The organism is Sphingomonas sp. BL-S-30 (assembly GCF_055521475.1).
Window position 1 is genome coordinate 4,687,048 of record NZ_CM145481.1, and the last position, 24,005, is coordinate 4,711,052.

The 24,005-nt window shown below is 65.9% G+C and carries 29 protein-coding genes and 1 pseudogene; 9 read left to right on the top strand and 21 right to left on the bottom strand.

Annotation, left to right across the window (positions count from 1 at the left end; translation table 11 throughout):
• Window positions 1-6 precede the first annotated feature (6 nt).
• The 5 genes from lptB to ACZ1I5_RS22045 all read right to left on the bottom strand — a co-directional run bounded on the left by lptB (window position 7) and on the right by ACZ1I5_RS22045 (window position 3,774).
• Window positions 7-783 carry an LPS export ABC transporter ATP-binding protein gene (lptB, locus tag ACZ1I5_RS22025; RefSeq protein WP_465171362.1) on the bottom strand — a complete coding sequence of 259 codons (777 nt, stop codon included), beginning with the start codon at window positions 781-783 and terminating at the stop codon, window positions 7-9.
• A 375-nt stretch (window positions 784-1,158) separates the two neighbouring features.
• Window positions 1,159-1,689, bottom strand: a complete 531-nt coding sequence (locus ACZ1I5_RS22030; RefSeq protein WP_465171363.1) for an LptA/OstA family protein — start codon at window positions 1,687-1,689, stop codon at window positions 1,159-1,161.
• Between the two features lie 7 nt (window positions 1,690-1,696).
• Window positions 1,697-2,335, bottom strand: coding sequence for an LPS export ABC transporter periplasmic protein LptC (gene lptC, locus ACZ1I5_RS22035; RefSeq protein WP_465171364.1), 639 nt, complete (start codon window positions 2,333-2,335; stop codon window positions 1,697-1,699).
• Window positions 2,328-2,948, bottom strand: coding sequence for a ribonuclease D (locus ACZ1I5_RS22040; protein WP_465171365.1), 621 nt, complete (start codon window positions 2,946-2,948; stop codon window positions 2,328-2,330). Before ACZ1I5_RS22040 ends, lptC begins: the two co-directional genes overlap by 8 nt.
• A gap of 31 nt (window positions 2,949-2,979) precedes the next feature.
• Window positions 2,980-3,774 (bottom strand): TerC family protein, encoded by a 795-nt coding sequence (locus tag ACZ1I5_RS22045; RefSeq protein ID WP_465171366.1) that lies wholly within the window; start codon window positions 3,772-3,774, stop codon window positions 2,980-2,982.
• A gap of 198 nt (window positions 3,775-3,972) precedes the next feature.
• Between ACZ1I5_RS22045 and ACZ1I5_RS22050 the strand changes: the two genes are divergently transcribed.
• Window positions 3,973-4,788, top strand: coding sequence for a cold-shock protein (locus ACZ1I5_RS22050; RefSeq protein WP_465171367.1), 816 nt, complete (start codon window positions 3,973-3,975; stop codon window positions 4,786-4,788).
• Between the two features lie 456 nt (window positions 4,789-5,244).
• Here ACZ1I5_RS22050 and ACZ1I5_RS22055 read toward each other — a convergent pair whose 3' ends face one another.
• The 3 genes from ACZ1I5_RS22055 to ACZ1I5_RS22065 form a co-directional block, all read right to left on the bottom strand.
• Window positions 5,245-5,553: a hypothetical protein gene (locus ACZ1I5_RS22055; RefSeq protein WP_465171368.1), complete on the bottom strand. Its 309-nt coding sequence runs from the start codon at window positions 5,551-5,553 to the stop codon at window positions 5,245-5,247.
• Between the two features lie 16 nt (window positions 5,554-5,569).
• Entirely contained in the window at window positions 5,570-5,758 is a 189-nt protein-coding gene (locus ACZ1I5_RS22060; RefSeq protein ID WP_465171369.1) for a hypothetical protein, read from the bottom strand.
• A gap of 106 nt (window positions 5,759-5,864) precedes the next feature.
• Window positions 5,865-6,242 carry a hypothetical protein gene (locus tag ACZ1I5_RS22065; protein ID WP_465171370.1) on the bottom strand — a complete coding sequence of 126 codons (378 nt, stop codon included), beginning with the start codon at window positions 6,240-6,242 and terminating at the stop codon, window positions 5,865-5,867.
• A gap of 138 nt (window positions 6,243-6,380) precedes the next feature.
• On the opposite strand from ACZ1I5_RS22065, the pseudogene ACZ1I5_RS22070 reads away from it, so the two are divergent.
• Together ACZ1I5_RS22070 and ACZ1I5_RS22075 are read left to right on the top strand one after the other, a co-directional pair.
• Window positions 6,381-6,550, top strand: a pseudogene (locus ACZ1I5_RS22070) (cold-shock protein); the annotation flags it as partial.
• Between the two features lie 139 nt (window positions 6,551-6,689).
• Window positions 6,690-7,196: a thioredoxin family protein gene (locus ACZ1I5_RS22075; RefSeq protein WP_465171371.1), complete on the top strand. Its 507-nt coding sequence runs from the start codon at window positions 6,690-6,692 to the stop codon at window positions 7,194-7,196.
• A 188-nt stretch (window positions 7,197-7,384) separates the two neighbouring features.
• On the opposite strand, the gene ACZ1I5_RS22080 is transcribed toward ACZ1I5_RS22075, so the two are convergent.
• Window positions 7,385-8,218: an EamA family transporter gene (locus ACZ1I5_RS22080; RefSeq protein ID WP_465171372.1), complete on the bottom strand. Its 834-nt coding sequence runs from the start codon at window positions 8,216-8,218 to the stop codon at window positions 7,385-7,387.
• Window positions 8,219-8,724: 506 nt separating this feature from the next.
• Window positions 8,725-10,320 carry a cisplatin damage response ATP-dependent DNA ligase gene (locus ACZ1I5_RS22085; protein ID WP_465171373.1) on the bottom strand — a complete coding sequence of 532 codons (1,596 nt, stop codon included), beginning with the start codon at window positions 10,318-10,320 and terminating at the stop codon, window positions 8,725-8,727.
• Window positions 10,321-10,332: 12 nt separating this feature from the next.
• Here ACZ1I5_RS22085 and ACZ1I5_RS22090 point away from each other — a divergent pair, with 12 nt between their 5' ends.
• Window positions 10,333-11,232, top strand: a complete 900-nt coding sequence (locus ACZ1I5_RS22090) for a metallophosphoesterase (RefSeq protein ID WP_465171374.1) — start codon at window positions 10,333-10,335, stop codon at window positions 11,230-11,232.
• 1 nt (window position 11,233) lies between these two features.
• On the opposite strand, the gene ACZ1I5_RS22095 is transcribed toward ACZ1I5_RS22090, so the two are convergent.
• Complete coding sequence (locus ACZ1I5_RS22095; RefSeq protein WP_465171375.1) at window positions 11,234-11,419, bottom strand: DUF1328 family protein; 186 nt, start codon at window positions 11,417-11,419, stop codon at window positions 11,234-11,236.
• Window positions 11,420-11,475: 56 nt separating this feature from the next.
• Window positions 11,476-11,973, bottom strand: coding sequence for a Dps family protein (locus ACZ1I5_RS22100; protein ID WP_465171376.1), 498 nt, complete (start codon window positions 11,971-11,973; stop codon window positions 11,476-11,478).
• A gap of 293 nt (window positions 11,974-12,266) precedes the next feature.
• On the opposite strand from ACZ1I5_RS22100, the gene rpmG reads away from it, so the two are divergent.
• A complete protein-coding gene (gene rpmG / locus ACZ1I5_RS22105) occupies window positions 12,267-12,434 on the top strand; it encodes a 50S ribosomal protein L33 (protein ID WP_034157855.1) in 168 nt (55 codons plus the stop codon).
• Between the two features lie 90 nt (window positions 12,435-12,524).
• Here the strand turns inward: rpmG and ACZ1I5_RS22110 are convergent, their stop codons facing one another.
• Window positions 12,525-12,887, bottom strand: coding sequence for a response regulator (locus ACZ1I5_RS22110; protein WP_465171377.1), 363 nt, complete (start codon window positions 12,885-12,887; stop codon window positions 12,525-12,527).
• A gap of 39 nt (window positions 12,888-12,926) precedes the next feature.
• Here ACZ1I5_RS22110 and ACZ1I5_RS22115 point away from each other — a divergent pair, with 39 nt between their 5' ends.
• The 3 genes from ACZ1I5_RS22115 (at window position 12,927) to ACZ1I5_RS22125 (ending at window position 14,370) form a co-directional block, all read left to right on the top strand.
• Window positions 12,927-13,199 carry a DUF3572 family protein gene (locus ACZ1I5_RS22115; protein ID WP_465171378.1) on the top strand — a complete coding sequence of 91 codons (273 nt, stop codon included), beginning with the start codon at window positions 12,927-12,929 and terminating at the stop codon, window positions 13,197-13,199.
• Window positions 13,196-13,819, top strand: coding sequence for an HAD family hydrolase (locus ACZ1I5_RS22120; protein WP_465171379.1), 624 nt, complete (start codon window positions 13,196-13,198; stop codon window positions 13,817-13,819). Before ACZ1I5_RS22115 ends, ACZ1I5_RS22120 begins: the two co-directional genes overlap by 4 nt.
• 83 nt (window positions 13,820-13,902) lie before the next feature.
• Window positions 13,903-14,370, top strand: a complete 468-nt coding sequence (locus ACZ1I5_RS22125) for a RidA family protein (protein WP_465171380.1) — start codon at window positions 13,903-13,905, stop codon at window positions 14,368-14,370.
• A 13-nt stretch (window positions 14,371-14,383) separates the two neighbouring features.
• On the opposite strand, the gene ACZ1I5_RS22130 is transcribed toward ACZ1I5_RS22125, so the two are convergent.
• From ACZ1I5_RS22130 to ACZ1I5_RS22160, 7 genes are all read right to left on the bottom strand, one after another.
• Entirely contained in the window at window positions 14,384-16,834 is a 2,451-nt protein-coding gene (locus ACZ1I5_RS22130; RefSeq protein WP_465171381.1) for a fimbria/pilus outer membrane usher protein, read from the bottom strand.
• A gap of 45 nt (window positions 16,835-16,879) precedes the next feature.
• On the bottom strand, window positions 16,880-17,638 hold the full coding sequence (locus tag ACZ1I5_RS22135) for a fimbria/pilus periplasmic chaperone (RefSeq protein ID WP_465171382.1): 759 nt from the start codon (window positions 17,636-17,638) through the stop codon (window positions 16,880-16,882).
• 145 nt (window positions 17,639-17,783) lie between these two features.
• The gene (locus ACZ1I5_RS22140; protein WP_465171383.1) at window positions 17,784-18,020 is read right to left on the bottom strand and encodes a hypothetical protein; all 237 of its coding nucleotides are present in this window, start codon (window positions 18,018-18,020) and stop codon (window positions 17,784-17,786) included.
• The gene (locus tag ACZ1I5_RS22145) at window positions 18,017-18,574 is read right to left on the bottom strand and encodes a hypothetical protein (RefSeq protein WP_465171384.1); all 558 of its coding nucleotides are present in this window, start codon (window positions 18,572-18,574) and stop codon (window positions 18,017-18,019) included. Before ACZ1I5_RS22145 ends, ACZ1I5_RS22140 begins: the two co-directional genes overlap by 4 nt.
• 144 nt (window positions 18,575-18,718) lie before the next feature.
• A complete protein-coding gene (locus tag ACZ1I5_RS22150) occupies window positions 18,719-19,717 on the bottom strand; it encodes a hypothetical protein (protein ID WP_465171385.1) in 999 nt (332 codons plus the stop codon).
• A gap of 458 nt (window positions 19,718-20,175) precedes the next feature.
• Window positions 20,176-20,781, bottom strand: coding sequence for a hypothetical protein (locus tag ACZ1I5_RS22155; protein WP_465171386.1), 606 nt, complete (start codon window positions 20,779-20,781; stop codon window positions 20,176-20,178).
• Between the two features lie 150 nt (window positions 20,782-20,931).
• On the bottom strand, window positions 20,932-21,558 hold the full coding sequence (locus ACZ1I5_RS22160; protein ID WP_465171387.1) for a response regulator transcription factor: 627 nt from the start codon (window positions 21,556-21,558) through the stop codon (window positions 20,932-20,934).
• A gap of 497 nt (window positions 21,559-22,055) precedes the next feature.
• Between ACZ1I5_RS22160 and ACZ1I5_RS22165 the strand changes: the two genes are divergently transcribed.
• Window positions 22,056-22,649: a helix-turn-helix transcriptional regulator gene (locus ACZ1I5_RS22165; RefSeq protein WP_465171388.1), complete on the top strand. Its 594-nt coding sequence runs from the start codon at window positions 22,056-22,058 to the stop codon at window positions 22,647-22,649.
• A 77-nt stretch (window positions 22,650-22,726) separates the two neighbouring features.
• Here ACZ1I5_RS22165 and ACZ1I5_RS22170 read toward each other — a convergent pair whose 3' ends face one another.
• Entirely contained in the window at window positions 22,727-23,965 is a 1,239-nt protein-coding gene (locus ACZ1I5_RS22170) for a pentapeptide repeat-containing protein (protein ID WP_465171389.1), read from the bottom strand.
• Between the last annotated feature and the right edge of the window lie 40 nt (window positions 23,966-24,005).

Consider the following 24,005-nt stretch of genomic DNA (forward strand, 5'->3'; position numbering starts at 1 on the left):
GACGCGCTAGAGCGAGAAACCCTCGCCCAGATACAGCCGGCGGACATTGGCGTCGGCGACCAGCTCTTCCGGCGAGCCGGTGAACAGCACGCGGCCGTCATAGATGATATAGGCGCGGTCGACGATCTCGAGCGTCTCGCGGACATTATGGTCCGTGATCAGCACGCCGATGCCGCGCTTCTTCAGCTCGCAGATCAGGTCGCGGATGTCGGCGATGGACAGCGGGTCGATGCCGGCAAAGGGCTCGTCGAGCAGCATGATCGACGGGTCGGCCGCCAGCGCGCGGGCGATCTCGGCACGGCGGCGTTCGCCGCCCGACAGCGCCATCGCCGGCGCGTCGCGCAGCCGGGTCAGGCCGAATTCCTCCAGCAGTGTGTCGAGCCTGGTCTGGCGCGCCGCCGGATCGGGCTCGGCCAGTTCCAGCACGGTCAGGATGTTCTTCTCGACCGTGAGCCCGCGGAAGATCGACGTCTCCTGCGGCAGATAGCCCAGGCCCAGGATCGCGCGGCGATACATGGGCAGGCCGGTGATGTCGTCGCCGTCGAGCATGATCCGGCCCGAATCGGGCTTCACCAGCCCCATCACCGAATAGAAGCAGGTCGTCTTGCCCGCGCCGTTGGGCCCGAGCAGGCCGATCACCTCGCCCTGCCCGACCGATACCGAGACGTCGGAAAGCACGACGCGCTTGTCATAGGATTTGGCGATGGAGACGACCGACAGGCCCTTCATCACCGGCGCTTCGGCGATCGGCTCGACGTCATCGAGGGTGGTCACATCGGTCATTCTGCGTCCCGTGCTCGCATCGGATGGTCAGCAGGAAGCCTGCCCGAACGGTGTTTGGCAGGCTTTGTGCATGACGTTGCGGAAAAATCCCTGCACCAGACGCCCGGACAAGGGAAGGGGCGAGCGGCAAGGCGACGAAAAAACGCTGGCGAAACGTCTAAAAATCAAGCCCCCTTCCCGCTGACTATCACCCGGGACGCAGCGCAAGAGGAGGCCGAGGCAGGATTCGCGCGGAGGCGCGGAGAAATTCCGAAGAAGCGCGGCGTTCGAAGACGCAAAGGAGATTGGGCAGATGCGTGCCGGCGCCGCTCCATCTTCGCGCCTCCGCGTCTCCGCGAACCTCATCTTCGACTTGAGAGGAACGCCCGCGGGAGCCTAGTTCCGCTTCGGCACCGAGAAAGTGCCGGTCACCCGCCCGCCGCGGCTCGTCGTCGTGCCCGATGCCGCGCCGCCGCCGCCGACCGCCGACCCGTCGATCACGGCACGCCCGGTATCGAGATTGATCGTCAGCCGCCCGCCATTGACGGTGTTGCCGCCCTGGAGGAGCGAGACGCCGCCCAGCATGGTGATTACCCGGCGGTTGAGATCATAGACCGCATATTGGCTGCGCGCGGTCTGTTGCGGCCGGGTCACGGTGACGCCGCCCGCCGCGTCGAGGCGCGAGACCTGGGGCGATCCGTCGACCACCTGGCCGGTATAGGCGACCGTCATCCGCGCCGAATTCAGCGTCATCTCGGCCTGGCGGACCGAGACATTACCGGTCAGGATCGCGCGATTCGCCTTGTCCTGCAGCTCGATATGGTCAGCGCCGAAGTCGATCGGCGCCGCCGAATTGTGGCTCTGCGCGGCCGCGCCCGAGGCGAGGAACAGCGCGCAAGGCGCGAGGAGGCGGGTCATCATGGCCATGGTTCGCCTATCTCGCCCTTCGCGGCACGATCCGCAAGCGGGCGTTACCGTCAAGTTTGACGATATGGTTCTCGAGGTCGGCGGTCAGGCGCGAGGCGCTGAAATTGCCCTGCGGCACCTTGCCGGTCACCGCGCCGCCGCTCTGCAGCCGGCGCGACTTCAGATCGACCGTCGCGTCATGCGTGTCGAGCTGATAGCCGTCGGTCGTGTTGAAGCGGACCGGGCCGTCGACCATGACCTGCTGGCTGTCCATATTGTAGCGGCCGCGGTCGGCGACGAGCCGCGCCGGCCCGTCGGCCAGCCCGATCTCGGCCGAGAGCTGGCTGAGCTGCACGATCGGCTCGGCGGAACTCTTCTGCACGGCCGATCCGGCGTTGAGCGCGAAGGGCTGGCCCTTGCCGTCCTCGCCGCGATAGGTCGCCGACTGGAGGCGCAGCCGCTCCTTGGCGACGTCGACCTTGTTCTTGTCGAGCAGGAAGCTGACATCGCCGCTGCCGGCGAGCGGCATCATCACGAGGAAAGCGGAGAGCACACCGATCATCAGCGGCAGCACGATGCGCAGGCTGCTCACGACCCGGTCGTGGCTGCTCCCGGGCGCCGCCCAGATCTGCCGCGCCGAGCGGACGCTGGCCGCCACCTCAGACATGAGCGAAGATGTCTATCTCGGGCCAGCCCGCCAGATCGAGATCGGCGCGCGCCGGCAGGAAGTCGAAACAGGCCTGGGCAAGCGCGGCCCGGCCCTCGCGGGCGAGACGGCGGTCGAGTTCCTCGCGCAGCTTGTGCAGGAAGCGCACGTCGGATGCGGCATAGTCCTTCTGCGCGTCGGACAGGACCGGGCCGCCCCAGTCGGACGATTGCTGCGCCTTGGAGATGTCCTGGGCGAGCAGCTCGCGCACCAGCTCCTTCAGGCCGTGCCGGTCGGTATAGGTGCGCACCAGCCGCGACGCGGTCTTGGTGCAATAGGCAGGCGCCGCCTCCACCTTGAGATAATGCTTGATCGCGGCGAGATCGAAACGCGCGAAATGATACAGCTTCACCCGGTCCCGGTCGGCGAGCAGCGCGCGCAGATTGGGCGCGGCATAGTCGCTGCCGGGGGAAAAGCGCACGAGATGCTCGTCCGGCCCGCCATCGGAAAGCTGGACGACGCACAGCCGGTCGCGCGGCGTGATCAGCCCCATGGTCTCGGTATCGACGGCGATGTCGACGCCCGGTTCGAACAGGCCGGCGGGAATGTCTTCTTCGTGCAGATGAACGGTCATGACGCCCGCCTAGACGCGAACGGGCTCATGCTCAATGCCCGCCGCCGCCGGTCTTCTTCCGCTCGCGGGCCTTGCGCGACCAGATGTTCAGCGATTCGACGCCCGCCGAAAAGGCCATCGCGCTGTAGATATAACCCTTGGGCACATGCACGCCGAAGCCATCGGCGATCAGCACCGCGCCGATCATCAGCAGGAAGCCGAGCGCGAGCATCACCACCGTCGGGTTGCGCGCGATGAAATTGGCGAGCGGGTTGGCCGCGAACATCATCACGCCGACCGCGATGACCACGGCGATGATCATCACCGGCAGATCGTCGGTCATGCCGATCGCGGTCAGGATCGAATCGATCGAAAACACCATGTCGAGCAGCAGGATCTGGATGATCGCCGACCAGAAGCTCATCACCGCCCGGCCCTTCTTGTCGAGCGTCGACCCCGATTCGTCGGGGTCGACGCTGTGATGGATTTCCTTGGTCGCTTTCCACAGCAGGAACAGGCCCCCGGCGATCAGGATCAGGTCGCGGATCGAAAAGGCCGTCTCGAAGCTCGGTTCGCCGTGCGAATCGAGTCCCCCGGTCAGCCCCAGGTCGAACACCGGCACGGTCATGCTGGCGATCCAGGCGATGGTGGACAGCAGGCCGAGACGCAGCACCAGCGCCAGGCTGATGCCGACTCGGCGCACCTTCACGCGCTGGCTCTCGGGCAGCTTGTTCGACAGGATCGAGATGAAGATGAGATTATCGATGCCGAGCACCACCTCCATCACGATCAGGGTGGCCAGCGCCGCCCAGGTGGCGGGGTCCGAAAAGAGCGTGATAATCGACATAGTGTGGCTCTGCCGCCTCACCCGTCGCTAAGCAAGCAAGGCCTGCCGCAATTCGGACGAATTTATTCGCAGCCCAGAGGGAATTACGCTACACCGACTCGGTGACGCGATAGGTTTGGCGTTCGAACAACCGCGCTTTTCGTCCAGCGCGGGCGTGTTGACATGGCGATTTGGGCGAGCCGGGAAGACGAACAGGGCATGAGTTTCGATAAAGGACGCCGCGGGGATCGCGGTGGGCGTGGCCGCGACAAGCGCGACGGTTTCGGCGGTGACGATTTCGGTGGCGGCGGCTTCGGCGGTGGTGACCGTTTCGGTGGCGGCGGCGATCGTTTCGGTGGCGGTGGTGACCGCTTCGGCGGCGGCGGCGATCGTTTCGGCGGCGGTGGCGGTGGCGGTGGTTTCCGCAGCGGCGGCGGTGGCGGCTTCGGCGGCGGTGGTGCTGGCGGCGGTGGCCGCGGCATGCCCCCGCAGGTTGTCGGCGAAGGCACCGGCGTGGTCAAATTCTTCAACGGGCAGAAGGGCTTCGGCTTCGTCGTTCGCGACGATGGCGGCGAGGATGTGTTCGTGCACATTTCCGCGGTCGAGCAGGCTGGCCTGACCGGTCTGGCCGAGGGTCAGCCGCTCGGCTTCACCCTGGTCGATCGTGGCGGCCGCATCTCGGCGACTGATCTCAAGATCGAGGGCGAGCCTCTTCCCGTCACTGACCGCGGCCCGCCGCGCGACCGTGACGCGGCAGGTCCGGGCGGCCCGCGCGGTGGTGCACCCGCCGGCGGCGCAGGCCCGGCGCGTCAGCTGACCGGCGAGAAGGCGACGGGTACCGTCAAGTTCTTCAACGCGATGAAGGGCTTCGGCTTCATTCAGCGCGACGATGGCCAGCCCGATGCGTTCGTGCACATTTCCGCGGTCGAACGCGGCGGCATGACCAGCCTCAACGAGGGCGACCGGCTCGAATTCGAGCTCGAGGTCGATCGTCGCGGCAAGTACGCGGCGGTGAACCTCACCTCCATCGCCTGAGGGTCGGGGCCTGCCCCATCTTGAGTGACAGAAGACCCGGCACGCGCAGGCGTGCCGGGTTTTTCTATATCCGCGCCATGCTCCGCCTGTCCGGCGCCGGCGATAGCAGCGGCGACCCCGTCAGGGCGCGTACACCGACGTGGTCGAATCTATGGGGAAAGCCGCGTTGTTCTCCCGGCACCATTGCTCCAGTTCACGCTTCAGCACTGGCCATAGCGGCCGCGCCCATGCCTGTGCGTTGCACCCACATGGGGTCTTGGTGGGGGAGATAGGCCCAAGGCGCCCATCGGCAATTCCAGGACGATGGACCCGCCGTCCGCAGAGACCGCCAGTTCCTCTTTCCACCGCGGTTGAAAACGAAATGTCTGCTCGCTCATTCCGGCCGGGGTAAGCCGGCCCGATCCCGTGACTGCCGCGGACCCATGCCGCGGTTGCGCTTCCGCCGGACCCTGTCGCTCAGCTCAATCGGCACGCCACGAATGCAAGCTTGGGTTCCTGGGCACGATCGAACGAGAAGACCTCGCGTTCCTCGCCCGGATACAGGCTGTGCTGCTTGGTGTCCGATCTGATCTGGCCTTCATAGCGCCATGTTCGGCGGATCGTCACGGTGGCATCCCGGTCGGCACCGTTAACGAGATACCACCAAGCATATTGGGCGTTGCCGCGATCTTCCTTTCTGACGGATCCGTTGCAATCCTGCGCCGGGTCGATCAGCTCGGCCTCGAGGATTTCAACGTCGGTAATGTCATCAGGGCCTTCGCGCATGATCCGCTCCTCGAAATTATTGGCGAAATACGATGTACACGGCGGGGTCGCCATCGGCGGTGCCCTGGAACACTTTGGCACCATTCGGGTCCTTGACGCTGTTGCCGAGGTACCCGGTCACTTTCTGATAGGTGGACAGGTCCGATAATTCGCCTTTGACCCAGATGGTGGCCCAGGCGCTGGCATCATCTGCCTTGTTCGCCATCAAATGCCTGATCGGTCATACGTTGCTCCCGCCAATGATGTCGTTGGGTCGCCTTGCCCGTCCGGCATGAAGCCGGCCTTGTCGGCGCTGGCGACGTGAGAATATGTTACGGCCTCACGACCGTAATGCTGATCTTCCCTTGATAGGTCTTGAATCGCTCGAGCTGTAGCCGCTGGAAACGCGTCGCCTTCGTCAGGCGTCCGTCGGGGAAATGGCCGAGCACGACCTCGCTCTCGTCCGGAACTCGAATACCGGTCCGAAATGACCAGTCCAGGTCGAACGCCCTGCCCTCCTCGAACAGTCCGAGCAACATCCACGGGCCTTGCGTCGCCGGAAGCTCGCCCGATTGAGTCACGCTGATCTCCTCGCCGTCCACGAAGAAACGGACCCAGTCCAGTGACAGTTCAAGATGTGATCGTTTTGCGATGAAGAAGGCGATGGAAACTAGTCGCAGATCTTCAGTGAACTCGAATGTGTCGTCCATGATCCTCTTCCCCCGCCATCGACATTCTTCACCTGCCGATTCCCGTCTGTCTATCCCCCGAAGGATAAAGCCGAAATCAGCCGGTGCAAACGCCCTATCGCTCCCATCTGTCGCCACACACCACAGGCATTCGGCGGCGGTAGCGGCTTCGTCGTCTGCGACGATGGTGATGAGGATGCGTTCGTGCACATCCCGCGGTCGAACGCGGCGGCATGACCAGCCTCAACGAGGGTGACCGGCTCGAATTCGAGCTCGAGGTCGATCGTCGCGGCAAGTACGCAGCGGTGAACCTCACCTCCATCGCATAAGGGCTCAGGTCAAAACCTGTTACCGAGGCGACACGATCAAGACCCGGCATGCCTTTGGGCGTGCCGGGTTTTTCTTTATTGTCTTTCAGCGCGAGTCGTCGTTAATTCATAGTGAATCGCTATGAATTGAGGAACGGTCATGCGCGCATCCCTTGTCGCCCTGCTCTCCCTGGCGCTGGCCGCGCCTGTCGGTGCCGCAAGCGCGCCCCTTGTGCCGGTCGCCAGCTTCGAGCAACTCGCCAAACCGCTGCCGCTTCCCTATGACGAGCAGGCCAATGCCCAGGCCGTGGTTGCCGCCGCCAAGGCGCGTGCCAGGGCCAGGCACAAGCTGCTGTTGATCGATCTGGGCGGCAACTGGTGCCTCGATTGCCGGTTGCTCGCCGGCACGATGGACATTCCCCAGCTCCGCAAATTCGTCGCCGCCCATTATGAGGTGGCGGTCGTCGATGTCGGCCGGTTCGACAGGAATCTCGACATCCCGGCGCATTACGGCATCAGGGATCGGCTGGAAGGCGTGCCGAGCCTGCTGATCGTCGATCCGCGCACTGACCGGCTGGTCAACCAGGGCCATACCGCCGCGCTGGCCGATGCGCGCAGCATGACGCCCCAGGCGCTCGCCGACTGGCTCGCCGGCTGGACGAAGTGATCCGGTACCGCTGTACGTCCACCCCATCCGTTCGTGCCGAGTAGAGATCGAGTAGCCCAAGGCGTATCGAGAGCTCGTATCGAGGCACAGGTCGCGTGCGTGAGGCTTGTCCCTCGATACGCCCTCTCGACAAGGTCGATGGCTACTCGGGACGAACGGGATGGGTTGGTTGCAGCGCCATCCAACCCTCACCCCGCCAGGATCAGCGCCGCCCCGCCCAGGATGCCGAACACCCCGGCCACCCGGCCGGCGGTGGCGCGCTCCTTCAGGAACAGGATCGAGATGAGCAGCGCCGTGACCATGCCGGTCTCGCGCAGCGCGGCGAGTGGCGCGGTCGGGCCAAGCGCGAAGGCGGCAAGCGCAAGGCCATAGGTCAGGATCGACAGCGCACCGGCGATCACCCCCGGCTTCCACTGCGAGCGGGCGGCGGCGAACATCGTGCCGCGCGAGAGCAGGCCGAACATCGCGACCACCACCGCGCCCATCTGGACGAATACCCAGACGATATAGCTGGTCGCGCTGGGCGCGGCGCGCACGCCGATCGCGTCGACCACGGTATAGGCGGCGATGCACAGGCCGGTCAGCAGCGACCAGCCCAGCGCTGCGCGGCCGAGGTGCCGGCCGGCGATCATCACGAACATCGCTCCGCCGATCAGCGCGATCCCGGCGATCTGGCCGGTCGTGGCATGCTCGCCGAGCAGGCCGATCGTCACCCCGGCGGTGACCAGCGGCGCGGTGCCGCGCAGCACCGGATAGACCGCGGAGAGATCGCCGGCCTGGTAGGCCTGGACGAGGAAATAGAGATAGAAGCCGTGGATCGCCGCGCTGGCCGCGAGATATGCCCAGGCGCCGTGCGGCAGCGGCACGAACAGCGTGGCCGGCAGCAGGATCAACGCGCTGGTCCCGTCAGTGACCGCGCGGCCCGCCGCCTTGTCCCGCCCGCCCTTCACGATCGCATTGACCACCGCATGGATCGACCCGGAGGCGATCATCATCAGGGCGGCAAGCGTGAAGGCGGGCATTGCGCCGCCATGCAGGGTGGCGGGGTCGCGGGCAAGCGGTCTGGCCTCGCTCCTGTCACGGACGGACAATCGCGGATGGAGCGGCGCGAAAAGCGCAGAACAGGGGATCACGCGAAGGCGCGAAGACGCAAAGCCGTTCAGCGGCGACTTCCCTTCCACCAGCTCGAGAGGGGAAAGTGCAGCGTCGATTCAACGCTGCGCCGAATCGGGCATCGTCGCTACCGGCCAGGGCGCCCCGACCCCGGCCGTTGTTTCCCGTGAGGGTCGACCTGTGTGCGCTTCTTATGTCCCAGCCCATGCCAACCGACCCTGTTCCGCGGTCGCGTTCCCTGTTCCGGGGTCGGCCTTCCCTGTTCCGTGCGAGCCGTTCCCTGTTAGCCAGGAACAGGGAACGATCATTAAGCGCGTGAGATATAATGATATTTCTGCAGGAAAATTTGGCGTAACAGCGAAATAAAAAATCCTTCCCTGTTCGTTCGCTGTTATCCGCCAATATCAGGGCAACGTCAGGTGATCAGCCGCCGCAGCGCCGCGACGGTATCGGCTTCGTCCGCGGGCTTGTCGGTGCGGATTCGGGCGATCCGGGGGAAGCGCATCGCGACGCCCGATTTGTGGCGCTTGGATTCGTGGATCGAATCGAACGCGATCTCCAGCACCAGCGTCTTCTCCACTTCGCGCACCGGGCCGAAGCGGTTGAGCGTATGGCCGCGCACAAAGCCGTCGAGCATCTTCAGCTCCTCGTCGGTGATGCCCGAATAGGCCTTGCCCACCGGCAGCAGCTCGCCCTCGTCGGTCCAGCAGCCGAAAGTATAGTCGGAATAGAAGGAGGACCGCCGGCCATTGCCGCGCTGGGCGTACATCATCACGCAATCGGCGGTCAGCGGATCGCGTTTCCATTTGTACCACAGGCCGACGCGCCGGCCGGTGACATAGGGCGAATCGCGGCGCTTCAGCATCACGCCTTCGATCGAGGCGTCGCGTGCGCCGGCGCGAATGCCTTCGAGCTCGGTGAAATCGGCAGCGTCGATGACCTGGCTGACATCGAACCGCTCGGAGTCGAGCTGTGTGGCGAAGGTCTCCAGCCTGGGGCGCCGCGCCGACCAGGGCAGCTCGCGCAGATCCTCGGCACCGTCGAACAATATGTCGTAGAGCCGGACAAAGGCGGGATAATCGGCCAGCATCTTCGCCGAGACGATCTTGCGGCCGAGCCGCTGCTGCAGCGCGTTGAAGCTGGCGGCGCCGCCGCCTTCCTCCAGCGCGCCGCCCTGGAAACTCCCCTTCACCATCAGCTCGCCGTCGAGCACGCCGGGCGTGGTGAAGTCCCGCGCGACCTCGGGGAAGCTGCCGGTGATGTCGTCGCCCGCACGGCTATAGAGCCGGGTCTCGCCCCCGACATGAACGATCTGGACCCGGATGCCGTCCCATTTCCACTCGGCCGCATAATCGTCGAGGCTGAGGCGCAGGTCCTCGAGCGGATGGGCGAGCATGAACGGGCGGAACACCGGCACGTCCGCGGCGGTCGGCTGCGTTCCGCGGCCCTCGGCCCAGGCGAACAGCGACGTATAGGGCGGGGCGATGCCGTGCCACACTTCCTCGACGGCCTCGACATCGAGCCCGAAGGCCTGGGCGAGCGCGGTCTTGGCGAGGCGCGCCGAGACGCCGATGCGCAGCGCCCCGGTCGCCATCTTGAGCAGCGCGAAACGCTCGTCGGCATCGAGCCGGTCGAGCATGCCCGCCAGCGCGGCCGGCGCGTCGGAGCGGGAAAGCGCGCCCAGCCGGTCGACGACCTGCGCGACGGTCAGCGGCTCCCCGTCCTTCGGCGGCGCCTCCGGCGCGGGCCAGAGCAGGGCGACGGTCTCCGCGCTGTCGCCGACATAGTCGCGGCTCATGCGGAACAGCACGGGGTCGACGCGCTCCTCGATCAGCGCGCGGATCATTGCCGGCTTGATCGCGGGCAGGTCGAGATCGCCGGTCAGCGCCGCCATCGCCCAGCCGCGATCGGGATCGGGCGCCGCCGCCAGATAATCGGCGATCAGCTTCAGCTTGGCATTGCGGGACCGGGTGTAGATCAGCCGGTCGAGAAGGTCGGCAAAGGCACGCATCAGGTGCGGAACATGGCGCGGGCGTCGGGGTTCCGCCAGCATCATCGCGCTGGCGCCGCGCGGCGGCTCGTTTATGCTCGGGTGGTGCGCCGTCTCCTGCCCGTCCTCGCCTCGCTCCTAGTCCTTGCGCTCCTGCTGTTCGGCTGGGGCTTCCTCAATGCGCGGGCCGATCCCGTCGTCCGCCGCGCGACGCTCGCCCTGCCGGACTGGCCGGCCGGCGCGCCGCCGGTGCGCGTGATTCTGTTCAGCGACGTGCATATCGCCAGCGCGACGATGGACTCGGCCCGGCTGGCACGCATCGTCGGGCGGGTGAATGCGCTGAAGCCGGATGTCGTGCTGATCGCCGGCGATTTCGCCTCGGGCGATGATCCGGCGCGCGCCGCGGCGATGGCGAACGGGCTGGCGCCGCTCGCCGGCCTGCGCGCGCCCCTGGGTGTGATCGCAACGCTCGGCAATCACGACCATTGGACCGATCCCGCGCTGATCGGCCGCGCCCTTGAAGGGGCCGGCGTGACGGTGCTGGACAATCGGGCGGTGCAACGCGGGCCGCTCGCGATCGGCGGCGCCGGGGATGCCTATACGCGGCATCAGGACCTGCCGGCGCTGCGCGCGGCGATGCGTCCTCTCGCCGGCGCCCGCATCATCCTGACTCACTCGCCCGACCTCGCGCCTCAGCTACCGGCCGACATGGCCCTGCTGCTCGCCGGCCACACGCATTGCGGGCAGATCGTGCTGCCGCTGTACGGGCCCGTCACGCATGTTGCGGCACCGCGCTATCGTTGCGGCATCGTCCACGAAAAAGGCCGCACGGTCGTGGTGACCGGCGGCCTTGGCACCAGCGCGGTGCCGCTCCGTTTCGGCGCGGCGCCGGACCTGTGGGTGCTGACCCTGGGCCCGGCGCCGCGAGCCTGATCTAGTCGATCGCGTTCTTCACGCCCTTGCCGGCGAGCAGGCCGAGCACGAGCAGCACGACGAACACCGCGATCGCGACGAAGAACAGCAGCTTGGCGATGCCGATGAACGTGCCGCCCAGCCCGCCAAAGCCGAGCAGGGCGAGAACCACGCCGATGACGAGGAAGATGATGGCCCAGCGAATCATGTCACTCTCCTTCAGTATGAGAGCGAAACGATCCGCCGGGCCGGCTTGTTCCGCGATCAGCCCTTCCGGCTCGCCTCGAACAGGAACCAGGCACGCTCCTCGGCTTCGTCGGTCCAGGTGTCGAGGATGCCGCTGGTCGCATTGTCCTTGGCGGTGTCGACGATCTCCTTCGCCTCGCGCAGGCTCTCGACCAGCTTGAGATTGTCCTCGCGCAGTTCGGCCAGCATGTCCTCGGCCGAGACGAAGGGCGCGTCATTGTCCTTGATCGTCTGGTGGCGCGAGATGTCGCCGATCGAGCGCAGCGTGGTGTTGCCGGTCTTGCGCACGCGCTCGGCAATGGCGTCGGTCGTGGCGAAGATCTGCGCCGCCTGGGCGTCGAGCATCAGATGGTAATCGTGGAAATGCGGCCCCGACACGTGCCAGTGGAAATTCTTGGTCTTGAAATAGATCGCGAACGAATCGGCGAGAATGCCGTTCAGCGCCTCGGCGACGGTCTTGGCGGCGTTGCTCTTGATGTCGGTGGGGGTTTTCAGCGGAGCGGCGGGATCGGCCATGGTGTCTGTCCTCGGTTCGGTTTCGTTGCGAGAACGGTCCGATAGCGCAAACGCTCCGCGTTCGCTTCCGTATTTGTACCGATCACCGCAATCGATACGCTAGATAAGACGCGGTGCTTGGAATCCCATGGCCCTCGTCCCGTTCGGGGAGAAAACGCGTCCCGATCGCCCCGAACGGGGTGTCGGGTTTCGTCTTAGGGTTGACATATCGGCGACTCTCCGCCATCGGGCAGCGCTTGAGAGCGGCGGCTTGTTCGCCGCTTTTGCTTTTTCAGCATACAGGATTTCAGGTCATGGCAAAGCCGACCACCGTCAAGATCAAACTGCTCAGCTCGGCAGACACCGGCTTCTTCTACGTCACGAAGAAGAACCCGCGTACCAAGACCGAGAAGCTCAGCTTCAAGAAGTACGATCCCGTCGTGCGCAAGCATGTCGAGTTCAAGGAAACCAAGATCAAGTGATCTTGCCGGCGGCGTAAGCCGCCGATCGGTCATCCCGGCGCAGGCCGGGATCCAGAGCCGCGGGCGTAAGCCTCGCGGCTTTTTCCATTTCTACAAAAGCGCCGCCACCGCATCGACGAAGCGGACCAGCGAGATCGGCTTGGACACATAGGCGTCGGCGCCCACTGCCCGGATGCGTTCCTCATCCTCGCGCCCGGCATAAGCGGTCACCGCCATGATCGGGATCGCCTTGAGCGTCGCATCGGCCTTTAGCTGGCCGATCAGCTCGAACCCGCTGACATGTGGCAGCTGGATGTCCATCACGATCAGATCGGGCATGAAATCGCGGGCGCGCTCGACCGCCTCGCGGCCGTCGCGCACGGGCTCGGTCACATATTCATGTGCGCGGAGCAGGTCGCAGAAAAGCTTCAGGTTGAGTTCGTTGTCCTCGACAACGAGCACCTTCTTTGCCACGTGCGCGCATTCCCCATTGTTCCGGATCGCTGATAGGCAATGCGCGCGCCAGAGACAAATCACGATGCCGCCGCCCTTGCGCTGCAGGCGCTTGTCTGGACCCTGGGCGAGCCGGCCCGGGCGGAGCGGCTGCTCGACACGACCGGTCTCGACCCGGCCGAGCTGCGCGTCCGGGCGACCGACCCGGCGGTGCTCGCCGCGACGCTTGTCTTTCTCGAAGCCTATGAGCCCGATCTTGTCGCCTGCGCCGCGAGTCTCCAGGTGAAGCCCGAAGCGATCGTCGCCGCCCGCCGCGCCCTGGAGTCCGAATGAAACCCCTGCTGATCTGCGATTGCGACGAAGTGCTGCTCCACATGGTCCGCCATTTCGGCGTATGGCTGGGCGAGACGCACGATATCGAGTTCACGCCCGATGGCGCCGATTTCGCGACGAACATGAAGCGTCGCGACGGCACGCCCGCGCCTAGCCGCGAGGAGATGTGGGGCATGCTCGACCAGTTCTTCCCCGCCGAGATGGACCGCCAGACCCTGGTGCCGCACGCCCGGGAGGCGCTGGCCGCGCTGTCGGAGATCGCCGATGTGGTCATCCTGACCAACCTCACCGATATCTGCCGCCAGCCGCGCATCGAGCAATTGGCGAAGTTCGGCATCGCGCACCGCGTCGAATGCAACCAGGGCGGCAAGGGCGGCCCGGTGGCGCGGCTGGTCGCGGAGCATGGCGATCCGGTCACCGTGTTCGTCGACGATCTGGGCGTGCATCATGATTCGGTCGCGAAGCACGCGCCGCAGGTCCACCGGCTGCACATGATCTCCGAGCCGGCGATGGCGCCGAACGTGCCCAAGGCGGCGGCCGCGCATGCGCGGATCGACGACTGGCGCGAGGCCGAGGCATGGATCGCGGCGCGATTCGCCGCCGGGTTGCCTGCGGACTGATCGCGTCGAGGCTCCCGGCTTGTCGCGGCGGCGTCTTTCCTGCATCCGCGGAGGCGATACTCCAGACTGAAGGGGCGTTGTTTATGACCGATCGAATCGACCGCAAGCTGGCTGAGCTCAGCCTCAGCCTTCCCGCCCCGGCCGCGCCGGTCGCGTCCTATGTCCCTGCGGTCGAATCGAACGGCATCCTCTACGTATCGGGGCAGCTGCCGTTCAGGGACGGCGCGCTGATGACCGGCCGGCTCGGCGAGGATGTCGATCTGGCGTTCGGGCAGGAGGCGGCGCAGCGTTGCGCCCTGATGATCGTCGCGCAGATGAAGGCCGCACTGGGCGGGCTTCACCGGGTCGAGCGGATCCTGAAACTCGGCGTGTTCGTCAACTCCGCGCCCGGTTTCACCGACCAGGCCAAGGTAGCGAACGGCGCCTCGGACCTGTTGTTCGCCCTGTTCGGTGAGCCGGGCCGTCATGCCCGCAGCGCGGTCGGGGTGCCGGTCCTCCCGCTCGGTGTGGCGGTGGAGATCGACGCGATCGTGCAGCTCGCCCAAGCCTAGGGGCGCGCCGGGCTCAACGCGGCTCGGGCCGCAAATCGCCGGCCGCGATCGTTGCGTCGGCGCCTTTCGGGATGACGAGCTCGAAGCTGGTCTTGTCGGTATCGGTCAGCGTGATCCGCCAACGCCCCGGCGCCAGCCCGGTCGCGCCGAACCGGCCCGCGGCGTTGGTGAACAGGGCAATCGGTTCGCGTTCGGGATGCGCTTCCTCGGTCGCGGTGCCCGCCACCAGCGCGATCGGTGCGCCGTCGGCGCCGAGCAGCCGCCCAACCGCGCTGGCCATATAGTCCGAACCCACCGTCAGCCGGTATCCGCCGCGATAGGGCGGCAGGAGCCGGAACGATCCCTCGCCGAGATTGGCGCCGAGCGGCGCATCGGGCGCGGTCACCTGGACATTGCGTTCGCTATAGCTGCTGAGGCTGGACTGGAGTGCGGTGCCGAGCGCGCCCGTTTCCGCGGTGGAGAATTTGCCATAGGCATCGACCAGCACGTCGGCGCCGCGCAGCGAGGGGTGCGCGCGCACGATGGCGAAGCCGTCCTGGACCGGGCGGCCGATCGAAAAGGCGCCATCGGCCATCGCCAAGGCGGTGCCGAAGCGCAGCGAGGATCGCTGTGCCGTGGAACGCGCGAGATCGGGCGCGAACGTGCTGAAATGACTGAACCCCAGCTCGGCCCGATTGGTGTAATAGGAGCCGTTGACGCTCGCCCCGGCACCGCTGTCGCTATGCTCGATATCGGCGTTCAGATTATACGCGCCGGTGCCCGATCCGCTATAGGTCTGGTAGGTCAGCCGGCCGCGATTGTCGCGGCTGTCATAGTCGGATCGCAGGCTGGAGGCGCGGTCGAGCCGGTAGGTGAGCGAGAGAAACGCGCCGATGCGATGGCCGCGGCCGTCGCGCTCATAGCTCAGGTCTCCGGTGAAGCTGAGATCCGGGCTGATCCGCCAGCCGCCGGTCGCGCGGATGCTGCCGACATTGGGCTCGCCGTCGCGCCCCTTTGAATAGCGCAGGTCCAGCCCGGCATAGACCGCGTCGCTGATCGCGCTGTTGTAGCTCATGCCGGCGATATAGCGGTAGGGATTGAATGGCACGCCGGTGCCGATCGGTGCGAAATGGCGGCTTCGCGCCTCGAACGACACCGACAGCGCATCGGCCCGGTCGCCGCCGCGGGTGATCGTCCGCTGGAAGGTCATGATCCCCGCCCAGCCCGGCCCCACGCCCTTGACCCGGGAGGCCGAGGCGAAGCCGCCGAACGACCCGACCGGAGTTGCCACGACCGTCTCCACCCCGCCCATCCATCCGCGGTTGTCGGCCTGAGCGTTGGCGCCGAGCGTCAGCCGGTCGCTCACGCCGCGGCGGTAGAAACCGCTAAAGGCAAGGTCGCCGCTATAGACCGGGCCTCGTGCGCCGGTCGGCGCGAGCGTCCCGGCATAAAGGCCAAACTCGCTCAGGCCGGTGGCAAGCTGCGCCTGATCGAGGAAGATGTCGAAGTCGAACGACTGCGTGCGCCCGGCATCGTCCGTGATGGTGAGCCGGACATCGTTCGCGCCCTGGGTGAAGGGGAAGTCGCGCAGGTCGAAACTGCCCGGATCGAGTTCGAGCCGCCGCACCAGCTGGTTGTTGACGCGCACCTCGACGGTCGATCGCCGGTCGAGCTGGAAGCTGCGATTGCCGCGCGGCCGAATGATCGTCTGCGGATCGAGCAGCGAATAGAACCGGGAGATCGACAGGCCGGCAATCTCGGGCGCCGATTGAAAGCCGCGTGCGAGCGTCTGCAGGTCGCCGCCGCTCCAGCGCACCAGATTGTGCCGGTCGTCATAGACCAGCCGCGTGCCGCGCCGCTGCAGGTCGGGGCCGGCCCCGCCCGCGCGCCAGTTCGCCTCGCTCTCCAGCACCACGCCGCCGGCGCGGATCGCCCCGTCCAGGAAGGTGACCGGCGCGGCAATGCCCGAATCCGGTCCCTGCTCCACCCAGTCAAGCGATCCCCGGATGTTGAGATAGGCGCTGAGGCCGGCCGGCGCGACATAGGTTACCGGTCCGCGCGCGTCGCTGTCGCGCAGGGCGACCGACCGGCTGGCCCGGCTCGCCGCGGCGATCTCGAGCGTGATCTGCAGGGCCTGCGGATCATAGCGGATGCCCACACCGATACCCTGGAGATCGGTGCGGTCGAGCGCGTGCCGCGCGGCGAGCCGGGCGCGCAGCGTCGCGATCAGCGCCGCTGCGATGCGCGGTTCGATCAGGGCCAGCAGTCGATCGGCGGAGAAGCTGGCGCGGCCGGCCGTATCGAGCGTGACGGTGGTGTCGCCGAGATAGGCCTGCCCGTCCATCACCGGCGCGGTCAGCACGATCGCCCGGCCGGTCGGGTTGATCGCGCTCGCGTCCGCCCCGGGATCGAGGACCACGCGCGCCTGCGCCGGATCGGCGGTCTGGGCACGCGCCGCAGCCGGGAACACGAGCGCGGCGAGCATGAGCGCTCCCGCGGCAACCATCGGGTTCATGCGGTAAGCGATGCCTCAGGCATCGGGCGTGAACTGCGCTTCGACTCGCCCGTCCGCCTGCGGCAGCCGGACGGCGAGGGTCATGCGCCGCGTCTGCCCGCCACCGATCAGGCCATAGCCGATCGTCTGCTGGAGATCGGGGCCGGTGAGCTGGGTGCGAAACACTTCGCGACCGTCAGGGGCGAACTGCACGATGCGGACTCGTCCATGCGAGAGATAGCCATGCGCCGCCGAGCTGTTGGTGACCGTGATCACGGGCGCGGGGCTGCCGTCGGCACCCTTGCCGATCTCGGCCGAGGCGATCGTCAGCGCCGGCTTGGCGCCTTCGGGCGAGACGCTTACCAGGACCTGGAAATTGTACAGCAGCTGGATGTTCGACTGCGTTTCGTTGGTCTGGACGGGGAGCTGAGCGACGGTGAGGAAATAGTGCTTGCTCTGCGCGAGCGCGGGATCTCCGACATATTGCACGCGGAAATTCTGGCGTTGGCCGGGCTGGATCAGCGCCTGGGGCGGGAAGGCGGCAAGCTCTCCTGAGTCATGGCCGGTCGCCTTCACGCCATCGGCATTGAGCTCGAGCGTCTCGATGCGGAGTTCGACCGGCAGCGGCTTGTCGAAGCTGTTCTCGACCGTCACCACCTGGCTCATGCCCCGGCCCGAGGTGGTGAGATCGATCACCACTGGCTGAACGGTCATCGCATAAACGGCCGTGGAGATGCCCAGCACCGCCAGCAGGGCGATCAGCCCGCCGATGAAAGATCTACGCTGCAACGTCACGAGCCTACTCCTACACGCTTCGCACCCTGTCGTCGGACGCGGCGGCGGGATGATGGACCCATGCGCCGTCGCCGCCAAGGCAGGAAAAGCGCGGGTCTTGCTTGAGGTGTCTGCGGGGGCGGTTTTCACCGCCCCCGGCAGGATGTCATTTCGGCAAAACGACCCGGACCTTGTCCGGCGGAACGCCGGCGTCGAGCGTCGTCGCCAGCCGCTCATATTCGGCGGCCAGGAAAAGAAGGTCGGCGCGTTCCTCACCGGTGGCGCAGAGCGCCCGTGCACGAAGTTCGGCCGCCAGGGCCTCGGGGTTTTGCAGATCCATTCGACAGACGGGGTTTCCGGCAAGCCCCGCCCCTGGAAGGGCTTGCCGGAAATACCCGATCACGCGGTCGGAGCGATCGTGATCTCGACCTTGCCCGCGTAGGTGCCGGCATCGAGGACAGCGGTCGAGTCAGCGGTGACGCCGCTGCCGACGGTCAGCGAGATGTTGTTCGACACCGAAGCGAGGCGGTCGCCGACCTGGCCCGACGTGGCGCCCGTGCTCAGCGACTGGTCGGCTACGCTGGTGGTGCCGCCCTTGGCGCCCATCGCAACGACGGTCGCGGTGTAGTGGACGGTGTTGGTGTAGCCGTTCGGCGAGTTGGTCGCGGCAGCGTTCACCAGCGGCTTGGCGTCGACCGAGATCTTCGGGTTGGAGCCGTTGCACTTGATGGTGAAGTTGCGGGTCAGGCCGCCCGTATTGCCGGCGAAGGCGGGGTCGACGGTGCCGTCGGTCTTGGCGAGTTCGCCCAGCGTGATGGCGCCGGAGATCGGGGTGGCCGCCGAGCAGCGTGCCGCAACGGTGCCGGTCACGTCGACCGAACCGGTCGCATCCGCAAAGGCAGGTGCCGCAGCGAAAACCGAACCGATGGTCAGGGCGGAAAGAACGAGCTTCTTCATGTCAAATCTCCTTGATCACTTGGGGCCCCTCGCCCCGACAAGGCTCATTTGCCCGGGATCGACCCGCGACCCCATTTAGCTGGCGGTGAAAAGCGACCTAACTTCCAGCGCAACCGGCTATACCCAAGGATATAACAGGGGCGTTCAGAGACCCGCGCAGTTGGTCGCGGCAGAGGCGGTGACGATCGGCGTGAAGGTGATGCTGATCACGTCGCCATAATTGGGGGCGGGGGTCTTGCCGGCGCCGCCTTCCTGCAATGTCGCGCGCAACGCGAGCGTGCCCGCCTCGCCGCCGATCCCGGCCCGGGCGCAGGTGCGCGCGCCGAACGCGGCGTTGGAGGCGACGTCGCGGCCGAGGAAGCGGGCGCTGTAGCGGATCGTCTGGGCCGAATCGGCGAGGTTGCCGCCCGGGAAGGTCAGCCGGAAATCATTCTGCGAGCGCATCTTCACCTCGAATGGGCCGGAGCTGCGCACGCGCAGCGCGTTGGCCGCCGAGGTGGTGAAGCGTTCGGGTGCCGCCTGGACCGCGGCGGTGGTCGCATCCCCGATCTCGCCGAAGTCCAGCGCCGATCCGGCATAATAGGCCTGGAGCGCACTGACGGTGTTGACGTTGATTCGGATCGCCGCGCTGTCGCGCACCGGTACCGGCAAGCTCAACAGCCCCCCTTCGCCCGAGCAGATATAGAGAATGTCGAAGATGATCGGCTCGCCGGCCGACAGATCGGTCCCCGGCGGGACGGAGACCCGCAGGTTGAGCGGCGTCGACAGATCGGACGCGAACAGGTTCCCGAAGTCGTAGCGGATCTCGCCGGCCGCGCCGGCGCCATTGTCCTTCGAATCGAGCGATCGCGGCCGGCCGGCGGTCGACCCTTCCGAATAGAGCACCGGATAGCCGCGATAGGTCACGTCGAGGGGTGGCGTCCCGGACGGGGCGGTCAGGATCAGGCTCACTTCGTTGGTCCGGCCGGTAAGCAGCCCGCGGTTGCGGCGGAGTATCAGCGGAATCGTCACCTCGGACAGCCCGGTCGGCGAAAAGGGATCATAGGTGATGCTGGCGGGCGCGGTCGCGCTGCCGGTCACCCCGCAGACGATCGAAAGCTGGCTGTCGGCGCTTGCCGGCGAGGCATATCCCAGCGCGGACATCAGGCCCGTAATCGCAATTCCCGCCGTCCGAACCCTCATAAGGGAGGTGATACGAGAATCTCCAGCGCGGTGCGACCCGATAGTTGTGCAGCGGTTGCGAGGTCCGTCTCGATCGCCCGGACGGTGCCGTCGGCGTCGAGTATCCGGATCAGCAGCCGGGGCATCGTCTGATTGCATGTCACGGCGAGCCCGGGTGAGCGCGCGACCGAGCCGGGCAACGCTATCGCCGGGGCCGTCGCCCAGCATCGCGGCGCGACATGCCCATAAATATCCACACGATCGTTCGCCCGGGCCGAGCCGGGCAATGCCAGAGCCGGTAAGCACGGCGCGACAATGGAGAGTGCCCAACTTGCGTAGGGCAGGGTGCGACCTCGACGAGAAGGGCCCCATTTCATACTGCGACATCATACACACCTGAAGCCGTAAACAAACCATCGCGCGCGATACTTACCCGAATCTTAAGGAGCGATGCCGACCGTGATCGTCAGCGTGTCGGAATAGCGTCCTGCCATCAGCTGGGCATTGCCTGCATAGGCGGGCGCGCTGACCCGCAGATAGGATCCATTGGCCTTGGTGGAGGCAGCCCCCAGCCGCAGGCCGGCGGCGCTGGCCGTCCCGGCGAAGCTGCACGTGCCGCCTGCGGCGAGGTTCGCCGCGTCGCACGATGCCGAGGCGCTGGTGCCGTTGTCGGCGACGACGCGCAGCGCGACCTGATAGGGCGCCCTGGTTTCATACCCGGCCGTGGCGGTGCCCGCCTGCATGGTCATCCCGCCATTGGCCGATGACACCGCGATCCGCGAGGCACCGCTGCAACTGAGCTGAATCGCGAAATCCTTGCTGAACCCGGTCTGGTCGAAATCGGCGCGGTCGATGCTGCCCGTGGGCGCGCCCCCGGCGGCAAAGCCGCAACGGCCGCGCACGGAAGCCCGGACCTCTACCCCCACTTCGACGCTGTTTACCGCGCCCTGCCCGGCGGCATAGGCGGTAACCTGGGCATGCGCCGGCTGGATGATGGCGCACAGCGCCACCAGCATCGCCAGTCCGAACATGCAAAACCGAGTCATCAACCGCCTGTCGAGGGGCGGTTCGATACCGCCAGTCTGGCGGCAGATGGGCCGGCCCCGCGCGTGAGGCCATTCAACCGGCGGTGCGAAGCGCGCTTACCAACGGGCGAAAGCGCCTATCTCTTTCGATATAGTCGCCCGGGATTCTCCCTATCCCTCGCGCCCCTGCACCAACAGGATCAGCTCGGTCCGGCTGCGCACGCCGAGCTTCTCGAAGACTTTGTGGAGATGGACCTTGACCGTCCCCTCGGTCAGCCCGAGTTCGTCGGCGATCTCCTTGTTGCGCAGGCCGCGCTGGGCAAGCGAGGTCACCGCCCGCTCGCGCCCGCTCAGCGCTTCCAGCGGATCGCGCGCCGTATCGGGCGACATCGCCAGATCCATCGCCCGCTGCATCACCTCCTGGTCGAGCCAGCGCCGCCCCTGCACCACCGTCTCGAGACAGGTCAGCAGGTCGCGCGGTGCGGTCGATTTGATGACGATGCCGTTCACACCGAGCTGCATCGCCTCTTTCGCGGCCTGATCGTTCATGCCGCTGGTCAGCAGGATCACGGGCCGGTTGTCGCCGCGGTTCCGCAGGATGCGAAGCACGTCGAGCCCGGTGCGCTCCGGCATGCTGTTGTCGAGGATCAGCATGTCCGGCCGCGCGTGCGCCAGCGCGTCGAGCGCCGCCACCCCGGTATTCACGGCGGCGACCACGTCGAAATTTGACTTGTCGAGGAGGATCTCGATGCCTGAGAGAGTGAGCGGATCATCCTCCGCCACCAATACCTTGGTCATCCCACCCTTACGCTTATACTTATTCTCGGGTGCCGTTCTTAACACCGACTCCGGTCAACGAGCGAGCGCAAATCTTCACCCGTTCCCTGAACGGGGAAAATGGTGCCCAGAAGAGAACCCAATAAATATAGATATCAATTTGAGAAGATTTCTCTAACTGAATTTGATATCAATTATATCACCACAAATACGCCTAAAGCTTAGAGCGAAAATATGGTTCGAGTCCTTCGGAGTTGGCCTTTCACTCATCTTTGCCGACAAACAAGCCATACTGTAATCTTGGGCTATTGTCCATATGAGTGTGAACGGATGCGCTAGCGCGCACTGTCAAGATACTGAGGTCGCGTAACTTCAAAACCGCCCGTCGGCATGTCGCGCGGGTGCAATGCAATGTTCCGGAAGCGATGCTCGAGAGTGCGGGCGACCTCGCGAACCCCGGGGTTCGACCATTCCGTGCGTCATCCGCATTGCGCCTGACCGGCGCACACCGCTCGCCAATGACCGCTTTGAAGGTTCTCAGAACTATGCCGGACGTTTCTCCAGATCACTTTCTCCGCATGAAAGAGGTGCGACAGCGCACCGGCCTCTCGACATCGACGATTTATCGCAAAATCCAGGAAGGCACCTTCCCGCCCGGCCACAGCCTCGGCGCGAAGGCCCGGCGGTGGCTGGGAAGCGAGGTTCAGTCCTGGATCGATGCGCAGCTCGCCGCCGAGCCGGAAGTCGAGCCCTGGAAGCCGCCATTGCCGCCTGCTCGGCGCATAGGTGAGAGGAAGCCTCCGCCCCTGGTGGCGAACGAGAAGGGCGCCGAGGCGGCAGCCAAGGTTGCCGGGGTCGTTGGCCTTGCCATCCCCGAGGGCGAGGCACCGTCTGATCGTGAAATCGCCCTTCGTTTTCCCGATTGGCCGGAAATGATGCGGCAGCGGACGGCAGCCGCCTATCTCGACCTGTCCGAGTCAGCGTTCATCCGCGAAGTATATCGCGGCATCCTGCCGAACCCGGCCCTGCTCGGCGGGCGACAGAGCTGGAGCCGACAAGAGATTGACGCGGCTCTTGCCCGCCTTCTCAAGCGAGACGGGCGTGTCCGGTAACGGAGCAGAGCCGCCGCAGGCGCCGGGCCGTGGACCGACCACCCATGCCATTCTCCGCCTCGCGCAGCGTGGCCTCCTCAGAAAGGTATCGAACTGCGCTGTATAGGCTCGTCGAGGCGAGACATGTCCGGCGCTTCCCTAGATGCGGAATTCTCATAGAGATGGTTTCGCATTTGATCCCGTTCTTCCTCTGGCTTCGCCGCCCAGATCACACGTAGCTGCTCATCCATTGGCGGGTAACTCGGCTCGTCATACGAGAGCTCACCGCCAAGAACCGTGTCCGCATCGAAGGCGAAACCGTCGACAAGCGGAAGACTCCAATCGACCGCGCCGAATGCCGAGTATGCAACCTGCGCTTTTCGGAGATCGGCCCCTTCCAGATTGCATCGGTAGACGATCGATTCCTGCAGCAGCACGTCCTCCATAAAGGCTCCACCGAGGTTGTCGTGATGCAGCTGCGCGCGGCGGAGCACAGCGTCATGCCAGTCGCTTCCGCTCAAATCGCAGTGACCAATCCGCGTATGGTGCAGGCGCGCATCGACAAAGTTCGTTTCCTTCATCTCGCACTTGTCGAACTCGCAGCCTTTCATCTCCGCTGCTCGGAAGCTGACGCCGTCCAAGGTGGAGTTCGTGAACCTGCAACCGCTCAGGTCGACCTCGGCGAAGGATGCGCCAGACAGGTCGCATTCGACGAAATCGATCCTCTCCAGCAGCGTAAAGTCGGGGAGGCGAAGATCCTTCAGCGACCGCCGCGTGAACACGGTGCCTTCCGTGAAAACATGCTTCCATTCTTCGTAAACGATATCGCGGACAGCCTGATGTACTCGGCGCGAAACGACGGAGGACTGCGCTATATCCGCCGTCCCCTCCTCCTGGCTGTCCCCGGACGCGTCGCGAACCCGTCCGTCCAGGACGGAAAGCACGAGCTCGAAGGCGCCCAAGCGGAAGCTGGGTCCATATTCGCCCCGAAGATAGGGCCGGAGCTGGTGCAACGCAGCGACCTGAAGGGCAACGCGTGCACCGAAGGGAAGCTTCTCGTCGATCGCGCCGGCGGCGCGCAGCTGGAGTTCGCTGAACTCCTTGAGCGTCGTATCCTTGCGCGCATTCTCGAGTTGCTGACGGACGCTCAGGTCACGCCAATGCCAGAGCATCAAGCCGATCGGCAGGCCGAAGACCAAGAGCAACGCCTGGAAGAGGTCCCTCCACTCCGGTCCCTCGCCATGCTCCGGCATGAAAAAGCGCCAGACCAGATGGCCTTGGTCAAAAGCCAGATCGAGAATGGCAACCAATGCCGCGCAGCAGACCGCCACGCTCATCAGCTTTATCGGGCGATCCAGTCCGGCCACCACCGGTGCG

Coding starts and splice junctions, on each gene's coding strand:
- lptB (WP_465171362.1), bottom strand. CDS start 783: ATGACCGATGTGACCACCCTCGATGACGTCGAGCCGATCGCCGAAGCG.
- ACZ1I5_RS22030 (WP_465171363.1), bottom strand. CDS start 1,689: ATGGCCATGATGACCCGCCTCCTCGCGCCTTGCGCGCTGTTCCTCGCC.
- lptC (WP_465171364.1), bottom strand. CDS start 2,335: ATGTCTGAGGTGGCGGCCAGCGTCCGCTCGGCGCGGCAGATCTGGGCG.
- ACZ1I5_RS22040 (WP_465171365.1), bottom strand. CDS start 2,948: ATGACCGTTCATCTGCACGAAGAAGACATTCCCGCCGGCCTGTTCGAA.
- ACZ1I5_RS22045 (WP_465171366.1), bottom strand. CDS start 3,774: ATGTCGATTATCACGCTCTTTTCGGACCCCGCCACCTGGGCGGCGCTG.
- ACZ1I5_RS22050 (WP_465171367.1), top strand. CDS start 3,973: ATGAGTTTCGATAAAGGACGCCGCGGGGATCGCGGTGGGCGTGGCCGC.
- ACZ1I5_RS22055 (WP_465171368.1), bottom strand. CDS start 5,553: ATGCGCGAAGGCCCTGATGACATTACCGACGTTGAAATCCTCGAGGCC.
- ACZ1I5_RS22060 (WP_465171369.1), bottom strand. CDS start 5,758: ATGGCGAACAAGGCAGATGATGCCAGCGCCTGGGCCACCATCTGGGTC.
- ACZ1I5_RS22065 (WP_465171370.1), bottom strand. CDS start 6,242: ATGGACGACACATTCGAGTTCACTGAAGATCTGCGACTAGTTTCCATC.
- ACZ1I5_RS22075 (WP_465171371.1), top strand. CDS start 6,690: ATGCGCGCATCCCTTGTCGCCCTGCTCTCCCTGGCGCTGGCCGCGCCT.
- ACZ1I5_RS22080 (WP_465171372.1), bottom strand. CDS start 8,218: ATGCCCGCCTTCACGCTTGCCGCCCTGATGATGATCGCCTCCGGGTCG.
- ACZ1I5_RS22085 (WP_465171373.1), bottom strand. CDS start 10,320: ATGCGTGCCTTTGCCGACCTTCTCGACCGGCTGATCTACACCCGGTCC.
- ACZ1I5_RS22090 (WP_465171374.1), top strand. CDS start 10,333: ATGGCGCGGGCGTCGGGGTTCCGCCAGCATCATCGCGCTGGCGCCGCG.
- ACZ1I5_RS22095 (WP_465171375.1), bottom strand. CDS start 11,419: ATGATTCGCTGGGCCATCATCTTCCTCGTCATCGGCGTGGTTCTCGCC.
- ACZ1I5_RS22100 (WP_465171376.1), bottom strand. CDS start 11,973: ATGGCCGATCCCGCCGCTCCGCTGAAAACCCCCACCGACATCAAGAGC.
- rpmG (WP_034157855.1), top strand. CDS start 12,267: ATGGCAAAGCCGACCACCGTCAAGATCAAACTGCTCAGCTCGGCAGAC.
- ACZ1I5_RS22115 (WP_465171378.1), top strand. CDS start 12,927: ATGCGCGCGCCAGAGACAAATCACGATGCCGCCGCCCTTGCGCTGCAG.
- ACZ1I5_RS22120 (WP_465171379.1), top strand. CDS start 13,196: ATGAAACCCCTGCTGATCTGCGATTGCGACGAAGTGCTGCTCCACATG.
- ACZ1I5_RS22125 (WP_465171380.1), top strand. CDS start 13,903: ATGACCGATCGAATCGACCGCAAGCTGGCTGAGCTCAGCCTCAGCCTT.
- ACZ1I5_RS22130 (WP_465171381.1), bottom strand. CDS start 16,834: ATGCTCGCCGCGCTCGTGTTCCCGGCTGCGGCGCGTGCCCAGACCGCC.
- ACZ1I5_RS22145 (WP_465171384.1), bottom strand. CDS start 18,574: ATGAAGAAGCTCGTTCTTTCCGCCCTGACCATCGGTTCGGTTTTCGCT.
- ACZ1I5_RS22150 (WP_465171385.1), bottom strand. CDS start 19,717: ATGTCCGCGCTGGGATATGCCTCGCCGGCAAGCGCCGACAGCCAGCTT.
- ACZ1I5_RS22155 (WP_465171386.1), bottom strand. CDS start 20,781: ATGACTCGGTTTTGCATGTTCGGACTGGCGATGCTGGTGGCGCTGTGC.
- ACZ1I5_RS22160 (WP_465171387.1), bottom strand. CDS start 21,558: ATGACCAAGGTATTGGTGGCGGAGGATGATCCGCTCACTCTCTCAGGC.
- ACZ1I5_RS22165 (WP_465171388.1), top strand. CDS start 22,056: ATGACCGCTTTGAAGGTTCTCAGAACTATGCCGGACGTTTCTCCAGAT.
- ACZ1I5_RS22170 (WP_465171389.1), bottom strand. CDS start 23,965: ATGAGCGTGGCGGTCTGCTGCGCGGCATTGGTTGCCATTCTCGATCTG.